The sequence below is a fragment of the Enterobacter sp. NFIX59 genome (assembly GCF_900113755.1).
Classification (GTDB): domain Bacteria; phylum Pseudomonadota; class Gammaproteobacteria; order Enterobacterales; family Enterobacteriaceae; genus Enterobacter; species Enterobacter pseudoroggenkampii.
On the sequence record NZ_FOQN01000002.1, the window covers coordinates 394,345 to 418,186 of the forward strand.

The 23,842-nt window shown below is 56.5% G+C and carries 24 protein-coding genes; 9 read left to right on the forward strand and 15 right to left on the reverse strand.

Annotated features, from left to right (window positions below):
- The first annotated feature begins 91 nt into the window (after nt 1-91).
- Nucleotides 92-958, forward strand: a complete 867-nt coding sequence (gene yghU / locus BM007_RS10645) for a glutathione-dependent disulfide-bond oxidoreductase (protein ID WP_008499796.1) — start codon at nt 92-94, stop codon at nt 956-958.
- 158 nt (nt 959-1,116) lie between these two features.
- Complete coding sequence (locus tag BM007_RS10650) at nt 1,117-1,449, forward strand: glycine zipper domain-containing protein (protein ID WP_008499797.1); 333 nt, start codon at nt 1,117-1,119, stop codon at nt 1,447-1,449.
- A 119-nt stretch (nt 1,450-1,568) separates the two neighbouring features.
- On the opposite strand, the gene BM007_RS10655 is transcribed toward BM007_RS10650, so the two are convergent.
- The 3 genes from BM007_RS10655 to BM007_RS10665 all read right to left on the reverse strand — a co-directional run bounded on the left by BM007_RS10655 (nt 1,569) and on the right by BM007_RS10665 (nt 3,985).
- A complete protein-coding gene (locus BM007_RS10655; protein WP_090418662.1) occupies nt 1,569-1,853 on the reverse strand; it encodes a hypothetical protein in 285 nt (94 codons plus the stop codon).
- Between the two features lie 202 nt (nt 1,854-2,055).
- Nucleotides 2,056-2,310 carry a hypothetical protein gene (locus tag BM007_RS10660; RefSeq protein ID WP_090418665.1) on the reverse strand — a complete coding sequence of 85 codons (255 nt, stop codon included), beginning with the start codon at nt 2,308-2,310 and terminating at the stop codon, nt 2,056-2,058.
- 127 nt (nt 2,311-2,437) lie between these two features.
- Nucleotides 2,438-3,985, reverse strand: a complete 1,548-nt coding sequence (locus tag BM007_RS10665; RefSeq protein WP_024906520.1) for a methyl-accepting chemotaxis protein — start codon at nt 3,983-3,985, stop codon at nt 2,438-2,440.
- Nucleotides 3,986-4,204: 219 nt separating this feature from the next.
- On the opposite strand from BM007_RS10665, the gene BM007_RS10670 reads away from it, so the two are divergent.
- The gene (locus BM007_RS10670) at nt 4,205-5,245 is read left to right on the forward strand and encodes an aldo/keto reductase (RefSeq protein ID WP_090418668.1); all 1,041 of its coding nucleotides are present in this window, start codon (nt 4,205-4,207) and stop codon (nt 5,243-5,245) included.
- Nucleotides 5,246-5,367: 122 nt separating this feature from the next.
- Here the strand turns inward: BM007_RS10670 and BM007_RS10675 are convergent, their stop codons facing one another.
- Nucleotides 5,368-5,856, reverse strand: a complete 489-nt coding sequence (locus tag BM007_RS10675; protein WP_090418671.1) for a TIGR00645 family protein — start codon at nt 5,854-5,856, stop codon at nt 5,368-5,370.
- 81 nt (nt 5,857-5,937) lie between these two features.
- On the reverse strand, nt 5,938-6,441 hold the full coding sequence (locus tag BM007_RS10680; protein WP_023309170.1) for an ESA_00282 family adhesion-associated protein: 504 nt from the start codon (nt 6,439-6,441) through the stop codon (nt 5,938-5,940).
- Nucleotides 6,442-6,544: 103 nt separating this feature from the next.
- Between BM007_RS10680 and BM007_RS10685 the strand changes: the two genes are divergently transcribed.
- Nucleotides 6,545-6,949, forward strand: coding sequence for a hypothetical protein (locus BM007_RS10685; protein WP_048990472.1), 405 nt, complete (start codon nt 6,545-6,547; stop codon nt 6,947-6,949).
- 1 nt (nt 6,950) lies between these two features.
- Nucleotides 6,951-7,397 (forward strand): hypothetical protein, encoded by a 447-nt coding sequence (locus BM007_RS10690; RefSeq protein ID WP_061714475.1) that lies wholly within the window; start codon nt 6,951-6,953, stop codon nt 7,395-7,397.
- Here the strand turns inward: BM007_RS10690 and BM007_RS10695 are convergent.
- The 3 genes from BM007_RS10695 to exbB form a co-directional block, all read right to left on the reverse strand.
- The gene (locus BM007_RS10695; RefSeq protein WP_061714474.1) at nt 7,394-8,845 is read right to left on the reverse strand and encodes a methyl-accepting chemotaxis protein; all 1,452 of its coding nucleotides are present in this window, start codon (nt 8,843-8,845) and stop codon (nt 7,394-7,396) included. The genes BM007_RS10690 and BM007_RS10695 overlap by 4 nt on opposite strands.
- A 273-nt stretch (nt 8,846-9,118) precedes the next feature.
- Nucleotides 9,119-9,544 (reverse strand): TonB system transport protein ExbD, encoded by a 426-nt coding sequence (gene exbD / locus BM007_RS10700; protein ID WP_024906515.1) that lies wholly within the window; start codon nt 9,542-9,544, stop codon nt 9,119-9,121.
- Between the two features lie 4 nt (nt 9,545-9,548).
- The gene (gene exbB, locus BM007_RS10705) at nt 9,549-10,280 is read right to left on the reverse strand and encodes a tol-pal system-associated acyl-CoA thioesterase (RefSeq protein ID WP_024906514.1); all 732 of its coding nucleotides are present in this window, start codon (nt 10,278-10,280) and stop codon (nt 9,549-9,551) included.
- Between the two features lie 251 nt (nt 10,281-10,531).
- Between exbB and metC the strand changes: the two genes are divergently transcribed.
- Both metC and yghB read left to right on the forward strand, forming a co-directional pair.
- Nucleotides 10,532-11,719, forward strand: coding sequence for a cystathionine beta-lyase (gene metC / locus BM007_RS10715; RefSeq protein WP_090418674.1), 1,188 nt, complete (start codon nt 10,532-10,534; stop codon nt 11,717-11,719).
- Nucleotides 11,720-11,862: 143 nt separating this feature from the next.
- Entirely contained in the window at nt 11,863-12,522 is a 660-nt protein-coding gene (gene yghB / locus BM007_RS10720; protein WP_024906512.1) for a DedA family general envelope maintenance protein YghB, read from the forward strand.
- A 48-nt stretch (nt 12,523-12,570) separates the two neighbouring features.
- Here the strand turns inward: yghB and BM007_RS10725 are convergent, their stop codons facing one another.
- On the reverse strand, nt 12,571-13,470 hold the full coding sequence (locus BM007_RS10725) for an AraC family transcriptional regulator (RefSeq protein ID WP_090418677.1): 900 nt from the start codon (nt 13,468-13,470) through the stop codon (nt 12,571-12,573).
- A gap of 195 nt (nt 13,471-13,665) precedes the next feature.
- Between BM007_RS10725 and yqhD the strand changes: the two genes are divergently transcribed.
- The gene (gene yqhD, locus BM007_RS10730; RefSeq protein ID WP_024906510.1) at nt 13,666-14,829 is read left to right on the forward strand and encodes an alcohol dehydrogenase; all 1,164 of its coding nucleotides are present in this window, start codon (nt 13,666-13,668) and stop codon (nt 14,827-14,829) included.
- A gap of 105 nt (nt 14,830-14,934) precedes the next feature.
- Nucleotides 14,935-15,762, forward strand: a complete 828-nt coding sequence (gene dkgA, locus BM007_RS10735) for a 2,5-didehydrogluconate reductase DkgA (RefSeq protein WP_048990483.1) — start codon at nt 14,935-14,937, stop codon at nt 15,760-15,762.
- A 41-nt stretch (nt 15,763-15,803) separates the two neighbouring features.
- On the opposite strand, the gene BM007_RS10740 is transcribed toward dkgA, so the two are convergent.
- From BM007_RS10740 to BM007_RS10765, 6 genes are all read right to left on the reverse strand, one after another.
- Entirely contained in the window at nt 15,804-16,205 is a 402-nt protein-coding gene (locus BM007_RS10740) for a transthyretin-like family protein (RefSeq protein ID WP_048990484.1), read from the reverse strand.
- 110 nt (nt 16,206-16,315) lie between these two features.
- Nucleotides 16,316-18,490 carry a YgiQ family radical SAM protein gene (locus BM007_RS10745; protein WP_090418680.1) on the reverse strand — a complete coding sequence of 725 codons (2,175 nt, stop codon included), beginning with the start codon at nt 18,488-18,490 and terminating at the stop codon, nt 16,316-16,318.
- A gap of 131 nt (nt 18,491-18,621) precedes the next feature.
- The gene (ftsP, locus tag BM007_RS10750; RefSeq protein ID WP_061714469.1) at nt 18,622-20,034 is read right to left on the reverse strand and encodes a cell division protein FtsP; all 1,413 of its coding nucleotides are present in this window, start codon (nt 20,032-20,034) and stop codon (nt 18,622-18,624) included.
- A 58-nt stretch (nt 20,035-20,092) separates the two neighbouring features.
- Entirely contained in the window at nt 20,093-20,830 is a 738-nt protein-coding gene (gene plsC, locus BM007_RS10755) for a 1-acylglycerol-3-phosphate O-acyltransferase (protein WP_024906505.1), read from the reverse strand.
- Between the two features lie 163 nt (nt 20,831-20,993).
- Nucleotides 20,994-23,252 carry a DNA topoisomerase IV subunit A gene (gene parC / locus BM007_RS10760; RefSeq protein WP_024906504.1) on the reverse strand — a complete coding sequence of 753 codons (2,259 nt, stop codon included), beginning with the start codon at nt 23,250-23,252 and terminating at the stop codon, nt 20,994-20,996.
- 118 nt (nt 23,253-23,370) lie between these two features.
- Nucleotides 23,371-23,772, reverse strand: a complete 402-nt coding sequence (locus BM007_RS10765; RefSeq protein WP_090418683.1) for a YgiW/YdeI family stress tolerance OB fold protein — start codon at nt 23,770-23,772, stop codon at nt 23,371-23,373.
- Nucleotides 23,773-23,842 lie beyond the last annotated feature (70 nt).

Here is a 23,842-nt window from a genome sequence, read left to right on the forward strand (position 1 = left end):
ATAGCGGCAGATCGATTACGCTCAGTTCGTTAAACGCTTCACAAATCTCCTGCTACACTGCCTCAACACATCACTCAAAAGGCAGGCCAACATGTCAGACAACACGTATCAGCCACCAAAAGTGTGGGAATGGAAAAAGAACAACGGCGGCGCGTTCGCCAACATCAACCGCCCCATTTCCGGCGCGACCCATGAGAAAGATCTTCCTGTCGGTTCGCACCCGCTGCAGCTCTACTCGCTGGGAACACCGAACGGCCAGAAAGTAACGATCATGCTCGAAGAGCTGCTGGCGCTGGGCGTGACGGGCGCGGAGTACGACGCGTGGTTGATCCGCATCGGCGAGGGCGATCAGTTCTCCAGCGGCTTCGTTGAGGTGAACCCGAACTCGAAAATACCGGCGCTTCGTGACCACTCCACGAACCCGCCAACGCGCGTATTTGAATCCGGCAATATTCTGCTCTATCTGGCGGAGAAGTTCGGCCACTTCCTGCCGAAAGATCCGGCGGGACGCACCGAGACGCTGAACTGGCTGTTCTGGCTGCAGGGCGCGGCGCCGTTCCTCGGCGGCGGTTTTGGCCACTTCTACAACTATGCTCCGGTGAAAATCGAGTACGCGATTGACCGCTTCACAATGGAAGCCAAACGCCTGTTCGACGTGCTGGATAAACAGCTGGCGCGCGGCCGCTACGTGGCGGGTGAGGAGTACACCATCGCGGATATCGCTATCTGGCCATGGTTCGGCTGCGTAGCGCTGGGCAGCGTGTATAACGCCGCTGAGTTCCTCGACGCAGAAAAGTACACCAACGTGCAGCGCTGGGCGAAAGACGTGGCGAACCGCCATGCCGTTAAGCGCGGACGTATCGTTAACCGCACCAGCGGCGAGCTGAACGAGCAGCTCCACGAACGCCACGCGGCGAGCGACTTCGAGACCAATACAGAAGACAAACGTCAGGCGTGACGACTAGCCGGGCGGTTCGCCGCCCGGCCACAGAGATCCTTGCTCAGGGCATGATTGGCCTAAAGGTTGAGCCGGCATTGCTGGCACTATCTGTGCGTTTTTCTCACCTCAGAGTGAGAAGCAACGTATCAACCGACAGCAGTCACAAAGGATCTGTTATGAAACTTATTAAAACAACGCTGGTTATCAGCGCCCTCATTTTTTCCACCTCGGGAATGGCCATCGACAAAACCGCCGCTGGCGCGGTAGCAGGCGCAGCCATTGGCGCGGCGACGGGTAAAGATCTGAAATCGACCGTTGGCGGTGCCGTTGTTGGCGCAGGCACCGGTGCCATGTTCAAAAACGGCGACAAAGGTAAAGCCGCGCGTAAAGGTGGTGCGGTAGGTGCTGCCGTGGGCGCAGGTGCCGCAGCGGTTACCGGCAAGAGCGTGCTGAAAGGTGCAGCCGTTGGCGCGGGAACGGGCGCGCTGATTGGTGAAGCGACGCACTGATAAACTTCGCCGGGCGTCGCAGCGCGTGCCCGGCCTCATGACTGTTCAGTAATAACTCCCTGCACCCAATCACGACTATTTGCCCTCAACTTATGGCCAGAAATGTCACCCGGAATACATCAATGGTGATCGTCATACTGATGCTCAATCACCATCCCTTCCGCCACGCTCGCCACATGGCGTGCACGCGGATGATAGACCGGTGCAGGGGCGGCATACGTTGTTTGTGCAGGTGCAGGTGCAGGTGCAGGCGCAACGCTTACCGCCTCAGGAACCGTGGCTGACTGCGGAACAATCACGACCTTATACCCGGCAGGGACATCGACCGTGACGCTCTGGGCCATCGCTGTATTGACCACGGCAAAACCTGCCAGGGCAGCAAATAAAATAATACGGTTTTTCATAAATTGAATTATTTCCGGTATCAAGAAGATAATTCATTATGTCGGCTGAATCTTAAGACAATATTAATTTTCATGTTCTGGAATGTGCAGAAAATGCCAAATATATTGTTACAAGCAAATACTTTAATATTTAAAAAATATTGACTTACGTTTTTTTAAAAGGCGGCAAGAAATACGCTTGCATGCCGCCTCACCTGTTATGTTAATACTTAATATCCCGCGCTTTTTGCCGTCCGGACTGTTTCATCTGGCGCTTGTCCTGGCGGCAGTCGTGATTACTCTGGTTATTGTTTGCCACGCAGGTCTGCTTCACCTGCCGTGACGTATCGCGGGTTTCCTGCCTGACATCACGCGCCACGCGCCGTTCCTGCGCCTGCTGGGTCGCACTGGCAAAAACCGAAAACAGCATCAGAAAAATGAAAGAGAGAACAGGGATGACAGATAACGATCTGTTCATAGCAACACCTCATAGAAGAGAGCCCAGAACGTCAGGGGGGTTAGCAAAAGAATAGCAGTTTCAGCGCGAGCTGGAGGGGAAGACGTTAATAATGTAAGGCCGCACAAGGCGGCCTTGCAGCGCTGCGTTATGCCGTCAGGCGGAACTTCTGCACCGAGCGCTGAAGATCTTCGGTCTGGCGCTCCAGCGCCGCCGCCGCCGCGGAAACCTCTTCAACCAGCGAGGCGTTTTGCTGGGTAACGCCGTCCATCTGGGTAATGGCAACCCCGACCTGCGAAATGCCCTTGCTTTGCTCCTCAGAGGCAGAGGCTATTTGCTTCATAATGGTCGTCACTTCCGTCACGTCACGCAAAATCGCATCCATAGTGGTGCCGGTGTCGCCCACCAGCTTCGCCCCCTGCTCGACGCGGGAAACGGAGTCGGTAATCAGCCCCTCAATCTCTTTGGCCGCGTTGGCGCTGCGGCTTGCCAGGTTGCGGACCTCACCTGCCACTACCGCGAAACCACGCCCCTGTTCGCCCGCGCGCGCCGCTTCAACCGCCGCATTGAGTGCCAGAATATTGGTCTGGAAGGCAATGCTGTTGATTACGTTGGTGATTTCAGCAATTTTCTTCGAGCTTTCCGAAATTCCGCTCATGGTGGTCACCACCTCTTCCACCAGCGAGCCGCCGCGGCTGGCAGTGGTAGAGGCCACATCGGCCAGCTGGCTTGCCTGACGCGCGCTTTCCGCGTTCAGCTTCACCGTGGCGGTCAGCTGTTCCATGCTGGCTGCCGTCTCTTCCAGCGCGGCCGCCTGCTCTTCGGTACGGGACGAGAGATCGTTGTTACCGCTGGAGATCTCCGTTGCGCCGCGCCAGATATTCTCACTGCCGGAGCGGATCGTGCTGACCGCTTCACGCAGGCTGTCCTGCATGGCGCTTAGCAGCGGCACCAGCTGGCCCACGCAGTTGCGGCCGAACGGCTCAATGGGCTGGCTGAGATCGCCCTGGGCAATCTGGCGGAACTGCTGGCGAATGCGGTCCAGCGGTTTGACCAGCATCGCCACCAGGTAACGGTCGGTGAAGAGCAGGATCAGCAGGCCGATTATCGTGGCAACGATAATCACCGTGCGGGTCATGCTGGTCAGGCCGTCCACCACCACGCGGGTGCTGTCGAGCGACTTCGCGGCGGCATTGTTGAACTCTTCAGCCGCCGCACCGAACGCGCGGCTCAGCGGTGGGGTGACGTTGTTGGCCTGCTGACGGTAGCCGTCCAGCGCGCCCAGCTTCGCCTGCTGCATTTGCGGCGTCACGCCCTGTTCAAGCAGCGCCTGCCAGGTGCCGATCACCCGGGAAGAGATCTGCTCATCCATCGGGCCAGGGGAAATGGCTTTCATTTCAGCCAGCTTCTTGCCCATGTTATCCAGCGCCTGCTGGGCAGAGGCCAGATCCGGCGTGCCGCCTGCAGCTTTGACTTCCATCGCTCGGCTCAGACGGGTCACAAAGCGGAAATACTGATCGTTGCCCTGACTGAGCACCGTCATCTGTTTGACCAACTGGCGGTCCACCTCGTTGCCATCAGTCACGCGAGACAGGGACCAGGTGCTGTACAGTCCAACACCCGCCCACATTAAACAAAAGATCCCGAGAATCGCCAGCATGACGAAGCGGATCGTGAAATTACGGAGCATATTCATAAGTCTTCCTTGCCGTGAGGGTGAGTTCGCCCAGAGGCGAGTACTACTCTCGTTATCGGCAGGAACGAGGGAAATTATAACGTTTTGTGATCATTTTTAATTAGCGTGGCTTCACTGGTCGCACAGCCGCCGTTAACCATTATCTTCGCGCTTAGTGATGTGATAAGTTCAGAATGAAAACGACGTTTCAAAAAATTATCGATAAGAAAAGGAGACATCATGTCCTGGTACCCTGACGCTACCCGCTATGAACATATGCAGTACCGCTACTGTGGAAAGAGCGGTCTGCGCCTTCCTGCGCTGTCGCTGGGACTGTGGCACAGCTTCGGCCACGTCCAGCCTCTTGATGCCCAGCGCGCGCTGCTGCGCAAAGCCTTCGACCTCGGCATCACCCATTTCGATCTCGCCAATAACTACGGACCTCCGGCGGGTAGCGCGGAAGAGAATTTCGGCCGCCTGCTGCGGGAGGACTTCGCCGCGTACCGCGACGAGCTGATTATCTCCACCAAGGCGGGTTACGACATGTGGCCAGGGCCGTACGGCTCGGGCGGTTCACGCAAATATCTGCTCGCCAGCCTCGATCAGAGCCTGAAGCGCCTGGGCGTCGAGTATGTGGATATTTTCTATTCCCACCGCGTGGATGAAAACACGCCGATGGAAGAGACGGCCGCCGCGCTGGCCCACGCCGTGCAGAGTGGGAAAGCGCTGTATGTGGGCATTTCCTCCTACTCAACCGGGCGCACACAAAAAATGGCCGAGCTGCTGCGCGAGTGGAAGATCCCTCTGCTGATCCACCAGCCGTCCTATAACCTGCTCAACCGCTGGGTCGATAAGACCGGTTTGCTGGATGCGCTGGAAGCAAACGGGACGGGGTGTATTGCCTTTACCCCGCTGGCACAGGGTTTGCTGACCGGAAAATACCTGAACGGTATTCCTGAAGATTCACGCATGCAGCGTGAAGGCAAGAAAGTCCGTGGTCTGAACGAAAAGATGCTGACCGAAGCCAACCTGAACAGCCTGCGTTTACTGAGTGAAATGGCGCAGGCGCGCGGTCAGACCATGGCGCAGATGGCGCTAAGCTGGCTGCTGAAAGATGCGCGCGTGACGTCCGTGCTGATTGGCGCAAGCCGCCCGGAACAGCTGGAAGAGAATGTTCAGGCGCTGGAAAACCTGCGCTTTACGGAGGACGAACTCAAACGGATTGACCAGCATGTTGCGGATGGGGAGTTGAATCTGTGGCAGGCGTCGTCTGAGAAATAGTGCGGGCTGATGCCCTTGCCCCTCACCCCGCCCTCTCCCCAAAGGGGAGAGGGAGAAAGGCCGCACCGAGCAGTCCCCTCTCCCCTTTGGGGAGAGGGTTAGGGTGAGGGGTAAAGTGTACTTTACTTCTTACTGATCTTATCCAGATACCCCATCACAAACGCAGAGAGCACAAACGTCAGGTGGATAATGACGTACCACATCAGTTTGTTATCCGGCACGTTCTTCGCGTCCATAAAGACGCGTAGCAGGTGGATAGAGGAGATCGCCACAATCGACGCGGCCACTTTATTCTTCAGCGATGACGCATCCATTTTGCCCAGCCAGTTGAGCTTCTCTTTACGCTCGTCGATATCAAGCTGGGAGACAAAATTCTCGTAGCCGGAGAACATCACCATCACCAGCAGCCCGCCCACCAGGGTCATATCCACCAGCGACAGCAGAACCAGAATCAAATCCGCTTCGACAATGGAAAAAATGTTCGGCAGAACATGCAGGATTTCCTGAAAGAACTTAATCGTCAGCGCGACAAGCGCCAGCGAAAGGCCAAAATAGACGGGGGCCAGTATCCAGCGAGAGGCGTACATGGCATTTTCAAAAAAGCGTTCCATAAAGTCCTGTTTGCAAAAGAAACCAGCGCCCAGTATATCTCAACGGCGCTGACTGTTTGCAATAACTCAACAGTACGCCACTCAGACGTTGTCCGGGTTAACCTCGGGACGGGCGTACTCCGGCCAGACAAGCGCCACCAGCTCAGGATAGGCTTCCAGACTGAACTCGCGAAAACACTGCCGCAAATTTAATACGTCCAGATCGGAATAAGAGACCTTCTCGCCGTTAAGGCAGCGTTTTTTGATATTGTCATAATATTTATACACGGCTGAATTCAGGTCGCTACAGCGACGCTGCGCCTCAAACAGTCCGGGCGTATCATTAATTTCCGACATTTTCATGCGCTTAATTGTCGCGTGTAAAAAGTCGATATATTCGTGGTTCACCCGCCAGTACCAGACCGGCGTAACGGAGTTCATCAATACAGAGAAATGGTCTTCACCTTCCTCTTTTGTCATCAGTTCAGGTTGCGGGGGTTCACTGGTGTCTTTCGACACTTTCGTTTTATTGAATTCCTGCATCAATAAAAGAACACCAGCGGTCAGTAATAGTAATGTGATGACCGTAAAAAAGATGCTGTTCATGGGTAGGCTCCATTTTTTTTGATTTTAAATTTGCCTCATGATATTGTCAACGAATCTCACGCCTTTACCAACCCCACCCTGTTGAAATTAAAGGAAATTGAAAATGCTGCCCGACTATCTCGTCCCGGCTAAGTACCACATCACGCCTGTGGAACAGCAACCGACGGAAGCAGAAAAAGAGGCCAGTTTCACTCAGGGGAAAAGAAAGCTCTCTGATTTCGAGCCCGATATATTAATTGGTGTTTCCCGAACTGGCAAATCCCGAAATATGTTGCTGGAAGAGCACGATCGCCATATAAAAGACCGCTTATTTCGCGCCATAAAAATTGAAGCCTTTGTCCACCTGCTGAATGACCTGCAGGCCGAGGGTGAAATAGATGCCCAGAAACTAAGTCAAATATTGGCCGAGAAAACCGAAGAAATTAACAAAGCGGGCAATGAAATTTGGCTTAACTTAATTACGCGCGAAAAAAACAACCCAATTTTTTATAGCCTTGGGGAGGATTAACGTGAAGGAAGTTAAAAACAACGACGTTTATTTGACTTTAGATGATAAGAAAAGTGATGAATTTATCTTAAAGCAAAATCTCGATGCGCTGCGAAACACAAAAAATGACGAGATGACGCGTATTACCCAGGACCTGGTATCGATCCCGGCAACGCTGGTGCGGCTGAAATGGCAGAATCGCCGCGAAATTTATCCGCTACAGGTCAAAGAAGAAATTTACGGTGCCGTGATGAACACCATCATGGAACAGCGGCCAGAGCTGAAAGAGAAGCTTCTGGGTCGCCTCGAGGCCAATTACCAGTATCTGCTTGCCAGAGAAATCGCCACCCTGCGCCTGACGCGCAAGCTGTCAGACGGTGAGTTCCGTACCTCAAACGTCACCTGCGTGGCGCTTGATGAAGACGCGCTGGCGTCTGGTGCCAGCGCCCCTTCCGAACCGCAACGCTAATTAAATCTGAATACGGCAATCGCCTCTTTTAACTGACCCGTCTGCTGGCGCTGCGCTTCAGCCACCTGCACTGTTTGCGCTACGTGACGCACGTTCTCCTGCACGCTGGCATCGATGCTGGCAATGCTGTCGTTCATCTGCGCAATGCTCGCCCGCTGCTGCTCGCTCATCTGCGACAGCTCCTCCAGCAGAGAGCGAAGCCCTTCGATACTCTCAATGATCGACTTCATTGTCATACCCGCCTGCTCAACCTGCTCGACGCCCTGCAGCGTGGTTGCCTGCGATGCGGTCAGAAGCTGGCGGATATCTTTTGCAGCCCCCTCGCTGCGCTGGGCCAACACGCGCACTTCCGAGGCAACCACCGCGAAGCCTTTGCCATGTTCGCCCGCTCTGGCAGCCTCGACCGAGGCGTTGAGCGACAGAATATTGGTCTGGAACGCAATCCCGTCGATCAACTCCAGAATGGCGTAAATGCGCTGCGACTCCTCGCGAATGTGCTCCATCGCCGCAATCGCCTGCCGTACGTTATGGCCCCCCTGCTCCGCCACGTTACTGGTGCTGAACGCCACCTCCCTGACCTGGCTTGCTTTTTCACTGGTCAGGGTGGCGACAGCCCTTAACTGTTCCATCGCACTGGCCGCCGTCGCCAGCGAACTTGCCTGGTGATCGGTACGTTCCGACAGCGCGCTGTTGCGCTGTCCTAACGCGCGGGATGCCTCCAGCAGTTGCCCAATATTGGCGCTAACCTGCTCAAGCGTGGCGCGCATGGTGCCCAGCGTCAGGCTGAACGTGCGGGCAAAGGAAGACTCTGCGGGGACCGCATCGACGGCCAGCGTGAGGTACCCCGGTTCACGGTTGATCACCCCCGCCAGCCTTGCCACCTCGCTCGCCGAGCGGGCGTCCTGCTCCATTCGTATCGCCAGCAGAACCAGAATTGCGGTCTGGACCACCACAAACAGCCCGTGGAAAACCACCATATGAAAGCCGGTGTGCATGAACACCACGACGCCGTAAAGGTCATTCTCCTGCAGATAGTTAAACACCAGATGATGTAACGCGATGACCGCCGCCCCCATCACCAGCGGGCGCCAGTCTCGCCAGGCAAGGAGCGCGGAGAGCAGGACAAAAACCGAAAAATGGTATTCAGTTTCGCCTTCGCCCAGATGAATCAGCAGCGCGGAAAATGCCATTAGCACAAACGCAGAGCTCAGGCGGAGCAACAGCGCGCCGGGAAACAACAGCGTCAGCAGCGTCGATAAACAGGCCAGAGAGGTGCCAATAATCGCCCCCTGCACGATATTCTCGTTGATATAGCCCACCCCCAGCGAGATGGCCCACAGCGACCAGATGAGCACCAGTATTAGCCTGTCGGCGCGTCGTCGAATGGCAGAAAGCGAAAACAGATCGTTTTGAGGCGCGTGCGGATACAGCCATGTCATCGTAGCCATAGGGAGTCTCTTGCTGTGCAGGTGAAAAGAGCCTTCGAAGAAGGTTTGTTTTTATTATCTTTTTTAAGCGTAGTGGGGATATTCCCCGACGCCATTTCAGCCAACGATATATTTTAATGGCTCAGCCGAATACTGATATTTACTTAACTATCAATGGATTATTAATTATTGCTTTATTGATAAGGAAATATGAAGAATGGGGATATACAGCAGAAAATAATAACGATGTTGCGTGGCAGAAAACAAAAAAGCTGGCTTTCGCCAGCTTTCGTTCTATTTTTTGGCCGCTTTTTCTTCGCCGACCAGCCCAATCTTCAGGTAACCCGCCTGATGCAGCGTGTCCATTACCTTCATCATGGTTTCATAATCAACGGTTTTATCCGCACGGAAGAAGACCGTGGTGTCTTTCTTACCGCCCGTAAGCTGATCCAGGGCCGGGATGACAGAGTCGGCCGTCACCGGGTCATTGCCGAGGAACATGGATTTATCCGCCTTCACCGACAGGTAGATAGGCTTCTCCGGGCGCGGCTGGGGCTGGCTGGATGAGGCAGGCAGATTTACCTTCACATCCACCGTCGCCAGCGGCGCAGCCACCATGAAGATAATCAGCAGAACCAGCATAACGTCGATAAACGGCGTCACGTTGATCTCATGCATTTCACCGTTATCGTCCAGATTTTCGTTTAGACGCATCGCCATACTATCAACCCACGCGCAGTTTGGACGCCGCGTGCACCGGCTTAACCGAGCTGGCATTCAGGTCGAGATCGCGACTTTGCAGCAGCAGAACCTGCGCGGCAACGTCACCCAGCGTGGCTTTGTAGCTGCCAATCATACGCGCGAAGATGTTATAGATAACCACCGCTGGAATCGCCGCGACCAGACCAATCGCCGTCGCCAGCAGCGCTTCTGCAATACCCGGGGCCACAACCGCCAGGTTGGTGGTTTGGGTCTGCGCGATACCGATAAAGCTGTTCATGATGCCCCAGACCGTACCGAAAAGGCCGATAAACGGTGAGATCGCCCCGATGGTCGCCAGATAACCATTGCCGCGCCCCATGTGTCGGCCAACGGCCGCCACGCGACGCTCCAGGCGGAAACCGGTACGTTCTTTGATGCCTTCGTTATCTTCACTGCCCGCGGAGAGTTCCAGCTCGTTCTGTGCTTCATTCACGAGCAGGGTGGTCAGGCTTTTCGCGTGGAAGGATGAGGTCATGTCTGAAGCCTGATCCAGAGAGCGGGCTTCAGCCAGCTGCTGCTGTTCCCGCTTGAGGCGACGCTTCTGCGAAAGCAGCTCGGCGCTCTTGCTGAAGAAGATAGCCCAGGTGACAACGGACGCCAGAATCAGGCCGATCATCACAATCTTAACCACGATGTCAGCATGCTGATACATGCCCCAAACGGAGAGATCCGCCTGCATCAAATTATTACCCACTCTGTATCTCCAGGACGCAAATCACAAAATCTGAACGTAATAATATCAAAACGTCGTCGAATTGATAGTAGTTCTCATTAGTATTTGCATAGTGCCGCAATTTTCGTTCACTTTCCTTGCGCTTACGCAGTAAAAATTTCTTATGCGGTTTTTTGCTAATATTTTCTGCTTATTCGATAAGCCTGCGGGTGCAGTTTTTTCCAATCGTGGTAGTCTGGACGTCCAGACGTATAAAAACAGGGTTAGCGAACATGACAAAGAAGCATCTTGATACCACGCTGGTACAGGCAGGACGCAGCAAAAAATATACTCAGGGATCGGTCAACAGCGTGATTCAACGCGCCTCCTCGCTGGTGTTTGATACCGTTGAGGAGAAAAAAATCGCCACGCGCAACCGCGCGAAAGGCGGCCTGTTTTATGGCCGTCGCGGCACGCTAACCCATTTTTCTCTGCAGGAGGCGATGTGCGAGCTGGAAGGCGGCGCAGGCTGCGCGCTGTTCCCGTGCGGAGCGGCTGCAGTCGCCAACACCATTCTGGCGTTCGTGGAACAGGGCGATCACATCCTGATGACCAACACCGCCTACGAACCCAGCCAGGACTTCTGTACCAAAATTCTCAGCAAGCTCGGCGTGACCACCGGCTGGTTCGACCCGCTGATTGGTGAAGGTATTGCCGAACTTATTCAGCCAAACACGCGCATTGTGTTCCTGGAATCGCCGGGGTCGCTCACCATGGAAATTCACGACGTGCCGGCTATCGTGAAGGCCGTGCGCAGCAAAGCGCCAGAGGCGATCGTTATGATCGACAACACCTGGGCGGCAGGCGTGCTGTTCAAAGCGCTGGACTTCGACATTGATATCTCGATTCAGGCGGCGACGAAGTACCTGATTGGCCACTCTGACGGCATGATCGGTACTGCGGTCTCCAACGCGCGCTGCTGGGATCAGCTGCGTGAAAACGCCTACCTGATGGGCCAGATGGTGGATGCCGACACGGCCTACATGACCAGCCGCGGACTCCGCACGCTGGGCGTTCGCCTGCGTCAGCACCATGAAAGCAGCCTGAAGGTGGCCGAATGGCTGGCGCAGCATCCGCAGGTTGAGCGCGTGAATCACCCCGCGCTACCCGGCAGTAAAGGCCATGAGTTCTGGCAACGTGACTTTACGGGCAGCAGCGGGTTGTTCTCGTTTGTGCTGAAAAAACGGCTGAATAATGACGAGCTGGCAAGCTATCTGGATAATTTTACCCTCTTCAGCATGGCCTACTCGTGGGGCGGTTTTGAATCCCTCATCCTGGCTAACCAGCCGGAACAGATTGCGGCCCTGCGCCCCGGTGGCGACGTGGACTTCATCGGTACCCTGATTCGACTGCATATCGGTTTAGAAAATGTTGACGATCTGATTGCGGATTTAGCAGCAGGGTTCGAGCGTATCGTGTAGAGTGCAGGCTGAAAATGTACTCCCTGGACGCTTTTGTGGACACCGCAAGCGGAAAAGTCTGCATGAGTTGCGCCCGGGATCAAACCCGACGGATGAATAAGGGAGTACAATAGCGCTATATCTGCTGTTCCACAGGAAAGTCCATGGCTGTTATTCAAGATATTATCGCGGCGCTCTGGCACCACGATTTTGCCGCGCTGGCGGATCCTCACGTCGTCGGTATCGTCTATTTCGTGATGTTCGCAACTCTGTTTCTGGAAAATGGATTACTGCCAGCCTCGTTTTTACCCGGTGACAGCCTGCTTTTACTTGCCGGGGCGTTAATCGGTAAAGGCGTCATGGACTTCACGCCAACGATGGTTATCCTTACCTCCGCAGCCAGCCTGGGCTGCTGGCTGAGCTATCTGCAGGGCCGCTGGCTGGGGAACACGCGCGTCGTCAAAAGCTGGCTGGCGCAGCTGCCGCATAAATATCATCAGCGTGCGACCTGCATGTTTGACCGGCACGGCCTGCTGGCGCTGCTGGCGGGGCGTTTCCTGGCGTTCGTTCGCACCCTTCTGCCGACGATGGCGGGAATTTCCGGCCTGTCGAACCGCCGCTTCCAGTTCTTCAACTGGCTGAGCGCCCTGCTGTGGGTTGGCGTGGTGACGACGCTCGGCTACGCGCTGAATATGATCCCCTTCGTGAAACACCACGAAGATCAGGTGATGACCTTCCTGATGGTGCTGCCGATGTTCCTGCTGGTGGCGGGTCTGGTGGGGACTATCGCGGTGGTGATTAAGAAGAAGTACTGCAGCGCATAATTCAACAAAGCCGGGTGGCGCTATCGCTTACCCGGCCTACGTTTTTCGTCAGACTCCCTGCATCGTTCTTATACGTGACGCATCCTCTCCCGGCGTAACGCCGAAATAGCGCTTAAACTCCCGACTGAACTGCGACGCACTTTCGTAGCCCACCCGCATCGCCGCCGCGCTGGCCTTCATGCCGTCGTGGATCATCAGCATCCGCGCCTTATGCAGCCGGTAGGTTTTGAGGTACTGCAGCGGCGAGGTGCTGGTCACCGATTTAAAATTATGGTGAAACGCCGAGACGCTCATGTTCGCTTCCGCCGCCAGCTGGTCGACGCTGAGGTTTTCCGTGTACTGGCTCTCGATACGCTTGAGCACGCGGCTTATCAGGCTGAAGTGGGTCTGTCGGCTCACCAGGGCCAGTAACGCCCCGCCTCCCGGCCCCAGCAGCACGTGGTAGAGAATTTCGCGGATAATCTGCTTGCCCAGAATGCGCGCGTCCAGCGGCCTCTCCATCACGTCCAGCAGACGCTCAATGGCGCAGAGGATCTCTTCCGACAGCGTCGCCGAGTTAATCCCGCTCGACGCCATAGAAGGCTGGAAGAGTTCATCTTCGCCTATCTCCATCAGCAGCTCCTGCAGCTGCAGAATATCGACGTTGACGCGAATACCGGCCAGCGGAACGGCCTCTGTCGCGAAGGTTTCACATTCGAAGGGTAAAGGTACCGTCAGAAGCAGATATTCATTGGTGTCGTAGCGGAACACGCGCTCGTTGATATAGCCAATTTTATGGCCCGAGAAGAGAAAAACGATGCCCGGCTGGTACATGACCGGCGTGCGCGTCCCTGGCTGCGTGCCATAAAGCAGGCGAATGTCAGGAAGCAGGCCACTGACGCCATTTTCGTTATCTATCAGTCTTTTAATCTGCGAAGTGAGCTGCTGGCAGATAGCCTCACGGTTCATCTTGCGTTACTCCGGGTGCGGTTTTCGACGTTGACAGTGTGCGTCGTTTTCCGCGCTTTCTCCAGCGCTCTGTAGAAATGGGCAAGACATCGGCAGGAATGTGCATTGAGGGCGTAGCCCCGGGCGGCCACAATGAGCAGCATCAGGTCGCCCTCTGCGCCACCACGGTTTTTCACCCACTAAAGGGAACGAGCAATGAACAACTTTAATCTTCACACCCCAACCCGCATTCTGTTTGGTAAAGACGCTATCGCCGATCTGCGCGCGCAGATCCCTGCTGACGCCCGCGTGCTGATCACCTACGGTGGCGGCAGCGTGAAAAAAACCGGCGTGCTGGATCAGGTTTACAGCGCGCTGGACGGTCTGGACGTTCGTGAGTTCGGCGGCATCGAGCCAAACCCGTCTTACGAAACGCTGATGAACGCGGTGAAAATCGCCCGCGAAGAAAACATCACCTTCCTGCTGGCGGTCGGCGGCGGCTCCGTGCTGGACGGTACCAAATTCATCGCGGCGGCAGCGCACTACGCTGACGGCATCGATCCATGGCACATTCTGGAAACCCGCGGCAGCGACATCAAAAGCGCTATCCCGATGGGCTCCGTGCTGACCCTGCCGGCCACCGGTTCTGAATCCAACAAGGGCGCGGTGATCTCCCGTAAAACCACCGGCGACAAACAAGCATTCATGAACGAACACGTTCAGCCTGTGTTCGCCATTCTGGACCCGGTTTATACCTACACCCTGCCTGCGCGTCAGGTGGCGAACGGCGTGGTCGACGCATTTGTTCATACCGTTGAGCAGTACGTCACGTATCCGGTAAATGCCAAAATTCAGGATCGCTTCGCGGAAGGCATTCTGCTGACGCTCGTCGAAGAAGGTCCGAAAGCGCTGAAAGAGCCGGAAAACTATGACGTTCGCGCCAACGTGATGTGGGCCGCCACACAGGCGCTGAACGGCCTGATCGGGGCTGGCGTGCCGCAGGACTGGGCAACCCACATGCTGGGCCACGAGCTGACGGCAATGCACGGTCTGGACCACGCTCAGACGCTGGCCGTTGTGCTGCCTGCCCTGTGGAACGAAAAACGCGACACCAAACGCGCCAAACTGCTGCAGTACGCTGAACGCGTGTGGAACATCACCGAGGGTTCTGACGATGCGCGTATTGATGCCGCCATCGAAGCGACCCGCAGCTTCTTTGAAGGTCTGGGCGTGCCAACGCGTCTGTCTGGCTACGGCCTGGACGGCAGCTCTATCCCTGCCCTGCTGGCGAAACTCGAAGAGCACGGTATGACCCATCTGGGCGAGCACGGCGACATCACGCTGGACGTCAGCCGTCGTATTTACGAGGCGGCACGCTAAGCGTTTTTGTCCCCCCGACTTTCGTTTTTTGACATTTCGTCCAGACTTAATGCACACCCCATCGCCGGAGGAACCCTCCGGCGATGCGCACCTGAAGGAGGAAAAATGGCAAACCAAACCGTAATCAAGCTGCAGGACGGCAACGTGATGCCCCAGCTGGGGCTAGGTGTATGGAAAGCCGGTAACGACGAGGTCGTCTCCGCCATTCATAAAGCCCTGGAAGTCGGCTACCGGTCGATTGACACTGCCGCCGCGTACAAAAACGAGGACGGCGTGGGTACCGCACTGGCCAGCGCCGGTGTCCCTCGCGATGAGTTGTTCATCACCACTAAACTCTGGAACGACGACCAAAAACGTCCCCGCGAGGCCCTGGAAGAGAGCCTGGAAAAACTCCAGCTCGACTTCGTCGATCTCTGGCTGATGCACTGGCCGGTTCCGGCTATCGATCATTACGTTGATGCCTGGAAAGGGATGATTGAACTGCAGAAAGAGGGGCTGGTGAAAAGCATCGGCGTCTGTAATTTCCAGGTTCATCACCTGCAGCGGCTGATTGACGAGACGGGCGTCGCGCCTGTCATTAACCAGATCGAGCTGCACCCGCTGCTGCAGCAGCGTCAGCTTCACGCCTGGAACGCCACGCATAAAATCCAGACCGAGTCCTGGAGCCCGCTGGCGCAGGGTGGCCAGGGCGTGTTCGATCAAAAAATTATCCGCGAACTGGCGGATAAATACGGCAAAAGCCCGGCGCAGATCGTCATTCGCTGGCATCTGGACAACGGCCTGGTGGTGATACCGAAATCAGTCACGCCGTCGCGCATCGCCGAGAACTTCGACGTCTGGGATTTCCGTCTGGACAAAGACGAGCTGGGTGAGATTGCGAAGCTGGATAAGGGTAAGCGGCTTGGGCCGGACCCGGATCAGTTTGGCGGGTAATACCTAAAACGAGCCCGGTCTTCCGCCGGGCTCGTTTTAATCTATAAACCGGACTGACATCTCGCTTCTCCGGGAAGGTCAGGCAATGTGCAAATAACGTTATACGCTTTCCCTTCAAGTTTATGTGGCCCACCGAGACCGCCGCCTGCTTCTGCATCATATTCCTTTCCGTTGACGCTTATCTGGAGCGGGGTGTGATAAATCCAGTCCATCGGACCTATTGGCAGAAAAAAGATCCACTCATGCTGGCTCTGAAAAGCAAAACGACCGTTGTCGTCAGAAAGCGTTTGCTCCCTCTCTAATGTTATTTTAGCGCCAGAGACTGGCTTACCTGCGCTGTCGATTAGACGTCCTTCCACTTCTGGCTGTGTCTGGCGGTGCATTACACAACCGCATAACGTCAGGCCAATCAGCATCGTTCCTGTTAACTTCCTTATTTTCATTTTGGGCCTCCTACCCTTATGCAGAAAAAAGCCGGGTGGCGGGACTTACCCGGCCTACGCGCTGACCTGTAGGCCCGGTAAGCGCAGCGCTACCGGGCATTGTTACAGGTTTAACCGATCTTACGTTTTACGTTCTTCTTCGTTCCCGCCCCACCGTTCGAACGCTGATGCACAATTGGCGTGTGCTTGGTCAGCGCCGGGCGCGTATTGCGGTTCTGGCGACGCGCTTCGCGCATCTCCTCCAGCGTCGGGGCCGGTACCAGGCAGTCGCGGCGCGAGCCGATCAGATGTTTTTTACCCATCTCTTCCAGCGCCTGGCGGATCAGCGGCCAGTTTTTCGGATCGTGGTAACGCAGCAGCGCCTTGTGCAGACGACGCTGTTTATCCCCTTTCGGCACCACCACCTCTTCACTCTTATAGCCAATCTTACTCAGCGGGTTCTTGCCGGTGTAATACATGGTCGTCGAGTTGGCGAGCGGTGATGGATAGAAGTTCTGCACCTGATCCAGACGGAAGCGACGCTGCTTCAGCCACAGGGCCAGGTTCACCATGTCCTCATCGCGCGTGCCCGGGTGGGCGGAGATGAAGTACGGGATCAGATACTGCTCTTTGCCCGCCTGCTTCGAGTAGGTGTCGAACAGCTCTTTAAAGCGGTCATAGCTGCCCATGCCCGGCTTCATCATCTTCGACAGCGGGCCTTCTTCGGTATGCTCCGGCGCAATCTTCAGATAGCCGCCGACGTGGTGCGTCGCCAGCTCTTTGATGTAGCGCGGATCTTCCACGGCGATGTCGTAACGTACCCCGGAAGCGATGAGGATCTTCTTGATGCCCTTCAGATCGCGCGCGCGGCGGTAGAGGTTGATCGTCGGCTCGTGGTTGGTGTCCATGTGCTCGCAAATGCTCGGATAGACGCAGGAGAGGCGACGACAGGTTTGCTCCGCGCGCGGCGACTTGCAGCGCAGCATGTACATGTTGGCGGTTGGGCCACCGAGGTCAGAAATCACGCCGGTAAAGCCCGGCACCGTGTCGCGAATCGCTTCGATCTCATTGATAATCGACTCTTCCGAACGGCTCTGAATAATACGCCCTTCGTGCTCGGTAATGGAGCAGAAGGAGCATCCGCCGAAGCAGCCGCGCATGATGTTGATCGAGAAGCGGATCATCTCATACGCCGGGATGCGGGCGTTGGCGTACGCCGGGTGCGGCACGCGCTTGTACGGAAGCGCAAAGACGCTGTCCATCTCTTCGGTGGAGAGCGGGATGGCCGGCGGGTTGATCCAGATAAAGCGCTCGCCGTGCTTCTGCATCAGCGCGCGGGCGCAGCCCGGGTTGGTTTCATGGTGCAGAATACGGGACGCGTGCGCGTAGAGCACCTTGTCGGCTTTCACCTTCTCGTAGGACGGCAGCAACACGTAGGTCTTTTCCCACGGTTTCGGGCGCGGCGGCTGCACGACGATAGCCTTCGCTTCCGCTTTTTTCGGCTCAACCGGCTTGTTATCGGCACACGGAAGATCTTCACCGTACGGGTGTGGGATCGGGTCGATTTTGCCCGGCATATCAATGATGCGGGAATCCACACCGCGCCAGCCCGGCAGCGCCTCTTTCACCATGATGGCGGTATTGCGCACGTCACGGATGCTGCTCACCGGCTCGCCCTGCGACAGACGGTGCGCCACTTCTACCAGCGGACGCTCGCCGTTACCGTAAATCAGCATGTCGGCTTTGGAGTCCACCAGCACCGAGCGGCGAACGGTATCTGACCAGTAGTCGTAGTGCGCGGTGCGGCGCAGGCTCGCCTCGATGCCGCCCAGGATCACCGGCACGTCTTTCCAGGCTTCTTTGCAGCGCTGGGTATAGACGAGGGTCGCGCGGTCCGGACGTTTACCCGCCACGTTATCCGGCGTGTAGGCGTCGTCATGACGCAGCTTACGGTCGGCGGTATAGCGGTTGATCATCGAGTCCATGTTGCCCGCGGTCACGCCGAAGAACAGGTTGGGTTTACCCAGACGCATAAAGTCGTCTTTGCTGTTCCAGTCAGGCTGGGAGATGATCCCCACGCGGAAGCCCTGCGCCTCAAGCATACGGCCACAGATGGCCATGCCGAAGCTCGGATGGTCAACATAGGCATCGCCCGTGACCAGAATAATGTCGCAGCTGTCCCAGCCCAGTTGGTCCATCTCTTCCCGGGACATCGGCAGGAACGGCGCCGGTCCAAAGCAGGCCGCCCAGTACTGGGGCCAGGAGAAGAGGTCACGATCCGGCTGGATCAGGGAAATTGCGCTCATAATGCTTCCGAAGAAAAAATAGACAAAAGGAGCGGGATTATACGCTGGATCAATGTGGGAAATGAAGGGGTATTATGCAGGCTGTTGCCCTCACCCCAGCCCTCTCCCACAGGGAGAGGGAGAAATGCAATTTACGGTGCCGGATTGATCAGCATCTGCCCCACGGAGCCCCTGTCCATCATCTCCAGCGTCTGGCTGTGGAACAGGAACGGGAAGTGCGGCCACGAAGGCTGACCGTAGTAGACAAGCAGTTCCACCTGGCCGTCCACCCAGACGGTATCTTTCCAGCCGCGATCTTCCGGGAACGGCATCGCGCCGTTAACGTTGCGGATCAGGAATGACACCCCTTCAATATGGAACGACTGCGGCATATCCGAGCGAACCGTCCAGCGCTCCCAGGTGCCCTGCTGCGCGGTGATGTCGATGCGGTTAACATCCCACAGCGCGCCGTTGATCCCCGGATCGTCGCCCAGGCTGATATCACGGCTGCGCGCCGGCGAGCCGCTCATGATCTCCTGCGGCAGCAGACGCATTGGCAGGCTGTCGGTCACCAGCGGCAGCAGACCGGTTGGACGCAGGGTCAGCACCAGGGTCGAGACAAGTATGCTCGACGGTTCAAAGAACCCGCGAATACGGTCAACAATGCTGGCCGCTTCACCGCAGGTGACAGACACTTCATCCCCATTGGTCATATCAATGAGCACTTCGCGACGTTCACCCGGCGAGAGCGCCAGCTGTTTGACGGAAACCGGCGCCGGTAAAAAGCCCTGATCGCCGGAAATTACGTGCAGTGGACGGCCATCACTCATTTTCAGCTGATAGCGGCGCGAGTTAGACGCGTTGAGCAGACGCAGGCGCACCCAGCCACGGGACACTTCGACAAACGGGCTCTGCGCGCCGTTTACCAGCAGCGTATCGCCAACGAAGCCGCCGCTGCCCGGTTCGCTGTATTCCGGGGTACCGAAATTATCCAGACGTTTGTCCTGTATGATAATCGGGAAGTCATCCACGCCGTAGTGGTTCGGGATCGGCAGGGATTTGCTGACCTCATCTTCCACCAGCCACATTCCGGCCAGGCCGTTATAGACCTGCTGCGCCGTGCGGTTAGGCGTGTTGGCGTGATACCACAGGGTTGCCGCGCTCTGGCGAATCGGCAGAACGGGCGCCCAGTCGGCGCTGGGGGACATCATTCGCGCCGCGCCGCCAATCAGCGGGCCAGGCACCTGCAGGCCGCTGATGGTCATGGCGACATTTTCAGGGGTGCGGTTACTGTAGATGAGCTTTACGTCATCGCCATTCCACACGCGAATGGTCGGCCCAAGGTAACGTCCGTTAATGCCCCAGACGGGTGCACGCGTCCCCTGGGTAAAGGACCAGTGGCTGCGCTGCAGCGTCAGAAAAAGCGGCTGACCGCGACGGGATTCAATGAGTGGCGGAATAGGCAGCGGCTGTTGCTGCCCGGCGGCGCTGGCTGTCAGCGGCATCGCACCCGCACAAAGGGCGATCCCCGAAGCCTGAATAAACTGACGCCGACTGAGTGACATATAAGCTCCATCTGAAACGACTAACAACGCGGGAATTCGTTTTCCCTTCAACGCCGGATTAAATCTTACCGGCGGCTTCTCTCTCTGCGACTTCTTTGTCGAGCAGCGCAATATGCTCAGCCATCAGATCACGGCAGTGCGCGGCCAGCTCGCGCACCTGATCTTTACCGTATTTGCTGGTATCGACGGGTGGCAGCATTTCGACAATCACCAGCCCGTTATTCAGGCGGTTAAGATTAATCTTATTCGAAGTATTGGAAACGCACACAGGAATAATTGGAACACCTGCCGCAATTGCGGCATGAAACGCACCGGTTTTAAACGGCAGCAGGCCGCGGCCGCGGCTACGCGTCCCTTCCGGGAACATCCAGATTGAAATTTTGCGCTTTTTAAAATGATTCACCACTTCCGCAATGGTGCTATGCGCTTTTGCACGGTTGTTACGGTCGATCAGCAGGTTACCGGTAAGCCAGTACAGCTGACCAAAAAACGGGATCCACAGCAGGCTTTTTTTGCCCACCGTCACGGTCGGTGGAAGCACGATATTAGAGGCCGTCACCATATCGTAGTTGTTCTGATGGTTGGCGATATAGATGGCGTTACCGAAATTCTCCGCCCCTTCCGGCAGACGTTTTTCAACTTTCAGACCAAACAGCGGTGCAAGGCGCCCGAACATATGGCCAAAGGTGGCGACATGCTTCGGATTACGCGGGCTGAACAGGCAGTAAATAGAGCCGAAAATACAGACCAGAATACAGTAGATAACGGTAAGAATAAGACGAACAATATATAGCATAGCGACCTCTGAAGCCCCAACAGCTGACAATTATACTTCACCTGTGGCCAGGTAAGGACTTTATTACGAGCGCGTATTGTTAATCGCAACGCACGAATTAACAACGATTTTACGGGAAATTTTATTGAAATTCCCCCTCCGGACAGAGGGGGGTATCACGACATTACTCTTCGCTGTCACCCGCGGTGCTGCGTGCAGGAGAGTCAATCTCCACGCGGTCGATGCGCTGCAGACCGCGCATCAGCGAGCCGCGGCGACCGCGCTCACCCACCACCTTCTGCAGCTCTTCCGGACGAAGCTTGATTTTGCGCTTGCCGACGTGAATGGTCAGCGTGCTCTGCGGCGGCAGGAGGAAGAGGTGCGCCAGGCCATCTTCGCCTTTCGCGGCCTCCGCCGACGGGATGTTGATGATCTTGTTGCCCTTGCCTTTCGACAGCTCCGGCAGATCGCTGACCGGGAACATCAGCATACGTCCGGCGGTGGTGATCGCCAGCAGCATGTCGCTTTCGTTCTCAATCACCAGCGGCGCCATCACGTGAGCGTTGTCCGGCAGGCTAATCAGCGCCTTACCGGCACGGTTGCGGGAAACCAGATCGTTAAAGGTACAGATAAAGCCGTAGCCCGCATCGGACGCCAGCAGCAGCTTCTGGTCATCGGCTTCCATCAGCATATGGTCAACCGTCGCGCCCGGCGGCAGCGTCAGCTTGCCGGTGAGCGGCTCGCCCTGCCCGCGCGCGGAAGGCAGCGTGATCGGGTCGATGGCGTAGCTGCGGCCGGTGGAGTCGATAAACGCCACCGGCTGGTTGCTCTTCCCTTTCACCGCCGCTTTGAAGCTGTCGCCCGCTTTGTAGCTCAGCCCCGGCGCGTCGATATCGTGGCCTTTGGCGCTGCGCACCCAGCCGCTCTGCGACAGGACAATGGTCACCGGCTCGGACGGCTGCATGTCGTGCTCGTTCATCGCCTTCGCTTCTTCGCGCTCGTGCAGCGGAGAACGACGGTCGTCGCCAAACGCGTCGGCATCGGCCTGCAGCTCTTTCTTCAGCAGGGTGTTCATCTTGCGTTCGGACGCGAGGATTGCCTGCAGCTGATCGCGCTCTTTTTCCAGCTCGTTCTGCTCGCCGCGGATCTTCATCTCTTCCAGTTTGGCGAGATGGCGCAGCTTCAGCTCGAGGATCGCTTCGGCCTGGGTTTCGCTGATGCCAAAGCGCGACATCAGGGCGGGCTTCGGCTCGTCCTCGGTACGGATGATCTCAATCACCTCGTCGATATTGAGGAACGCCACCAGCAAACCTTCAAGGATATGCAGGCGCTTAAGCACTTTCTCCAGACGATGGTTCAGACGACGGCGTACCGTATCGCGGCGGAACGTCAGCCATTCGGTGAGGATCTCCAGCAGGTTTTTCACCGCCGGGCGCCCGTCGAGGCCGATCATGTTCAGGTTGATACGGTAGCTTTTTTCCAGATCGGTGGTGGCAAACAGGTGGTTCATCACCTGCTCCATGTCCACGCGGTTGGAGCGCGGCACAATCACCAGACGGGTCGGATTCTCGTGGTCAGATTCGTCGCGCAGATCGTCCACCATCGGCAGCTTTTTATTGCGCATCTGGGAGGCGATCTGCTCCAGCACTTTGGCACCGGAAACCTGATGCGGCAGCGCGGTGATCACCACGGCGCCGTCTTCTTTATTCCACACCGCGCGCATGCGCACGGAGCCGCGACCGTTCTGGTAGATTTTGCGGATTTCCGCACGCGAGGTAATGATTTCGGCTTCGGTCGGGAAATCCGGACCCTGCACGATATCCAGCAGATCGTCGAGCGAGGCTTTCGGCTGCTCTATCAGGGTGATGGCGGCTTTCGCCACTTCACGCAGGTTGTGCGGCGGAATGTCCGTCGCCATACCGACCGCAATACCGGTGGTGCCGTTCAGCAGGATATTCGGCAGACGCGCAGGCAGCATCTTCGGCTCCTGCAGCGTACCGTCGAAGTTCGGTACCCAGTCAACGGTTCCCTGACCCAGTTCGCCCAGCAGCACTTCGGCATATTTAGACAGACGGGATTCGGTATAACGCATCGCCGCGAAGGATTTCGGATCGTCCGGCGCCCCCCAGTTCCCCTGGCCATCCACCAGCGGGTAGCGGTAAGAGAACGGCTGGGCCATCAGCACCATCGCTTCATAACAGGCGCTGTCGCCGTGCGGATGGTATTTACCCAGCACGTCACCGACGGTACGGGCGGATTTCTTGAACTTGGCGGTGGCGTTCAGCCCCAGCTCGGACATCGCATAGACGATGCGGCGCTGAACGGGCTTCAGGCCATCCCCGATAAACGGCAACGCCCTGTCCATGATGACGTACATGGAGTAGTTCAGGTAGGCGTTTTCCGTGAATTCATGTAGCGCGAGGCGCTCTGCCATATCGCTCATTACGTGTGATTCCTCAACTCAGAAACCGAAGGGTTTCAGGCAATATTGCCGCAGATACTACCTTATCTGGCGAGTTGAGTCACAAAGAAAAAGGGCCGCTTATGCGGCCCTTTCCGGGTTATTTGTTCAGCTTAATGACCTGCTTCACGTCGATTTCAAAATCGTTCCACTCTTTATCGACCTTGCCCTGGATTTCCACTTTATCCTGAGGAGTGACGGTCACGCCGTTCCAGCGCTTGTGGTCAATTTCCACGTTCACCGTGCCGGTCTCATCGCGGAAGGTGTAGCGGTCATCGGACAGGCGCTGGGTGATGTTCCCGCGCAGCTTCACCCAGCTGTCGTCCTTCATCTCTTTCACCTTCACCGCGCTGGTGAGGTTAGCGTCGTTATCGACAAAACCGCCTGCCTGCGTTTGGGTCTGGGTCTGTGCGGCAGACGGGCCGTTAAATCCGCCCTGCGCGGCAAAAACGGGGGCAGTGGTCATCATCATGATGGCGGCAATAGCAGCGAATTTTTTCATATTAACTCTCCCTTTAATCTGGTTTCGCAGTCCATTAAACAGGGTAATCCTTAACAACTTCTTAAGGGAA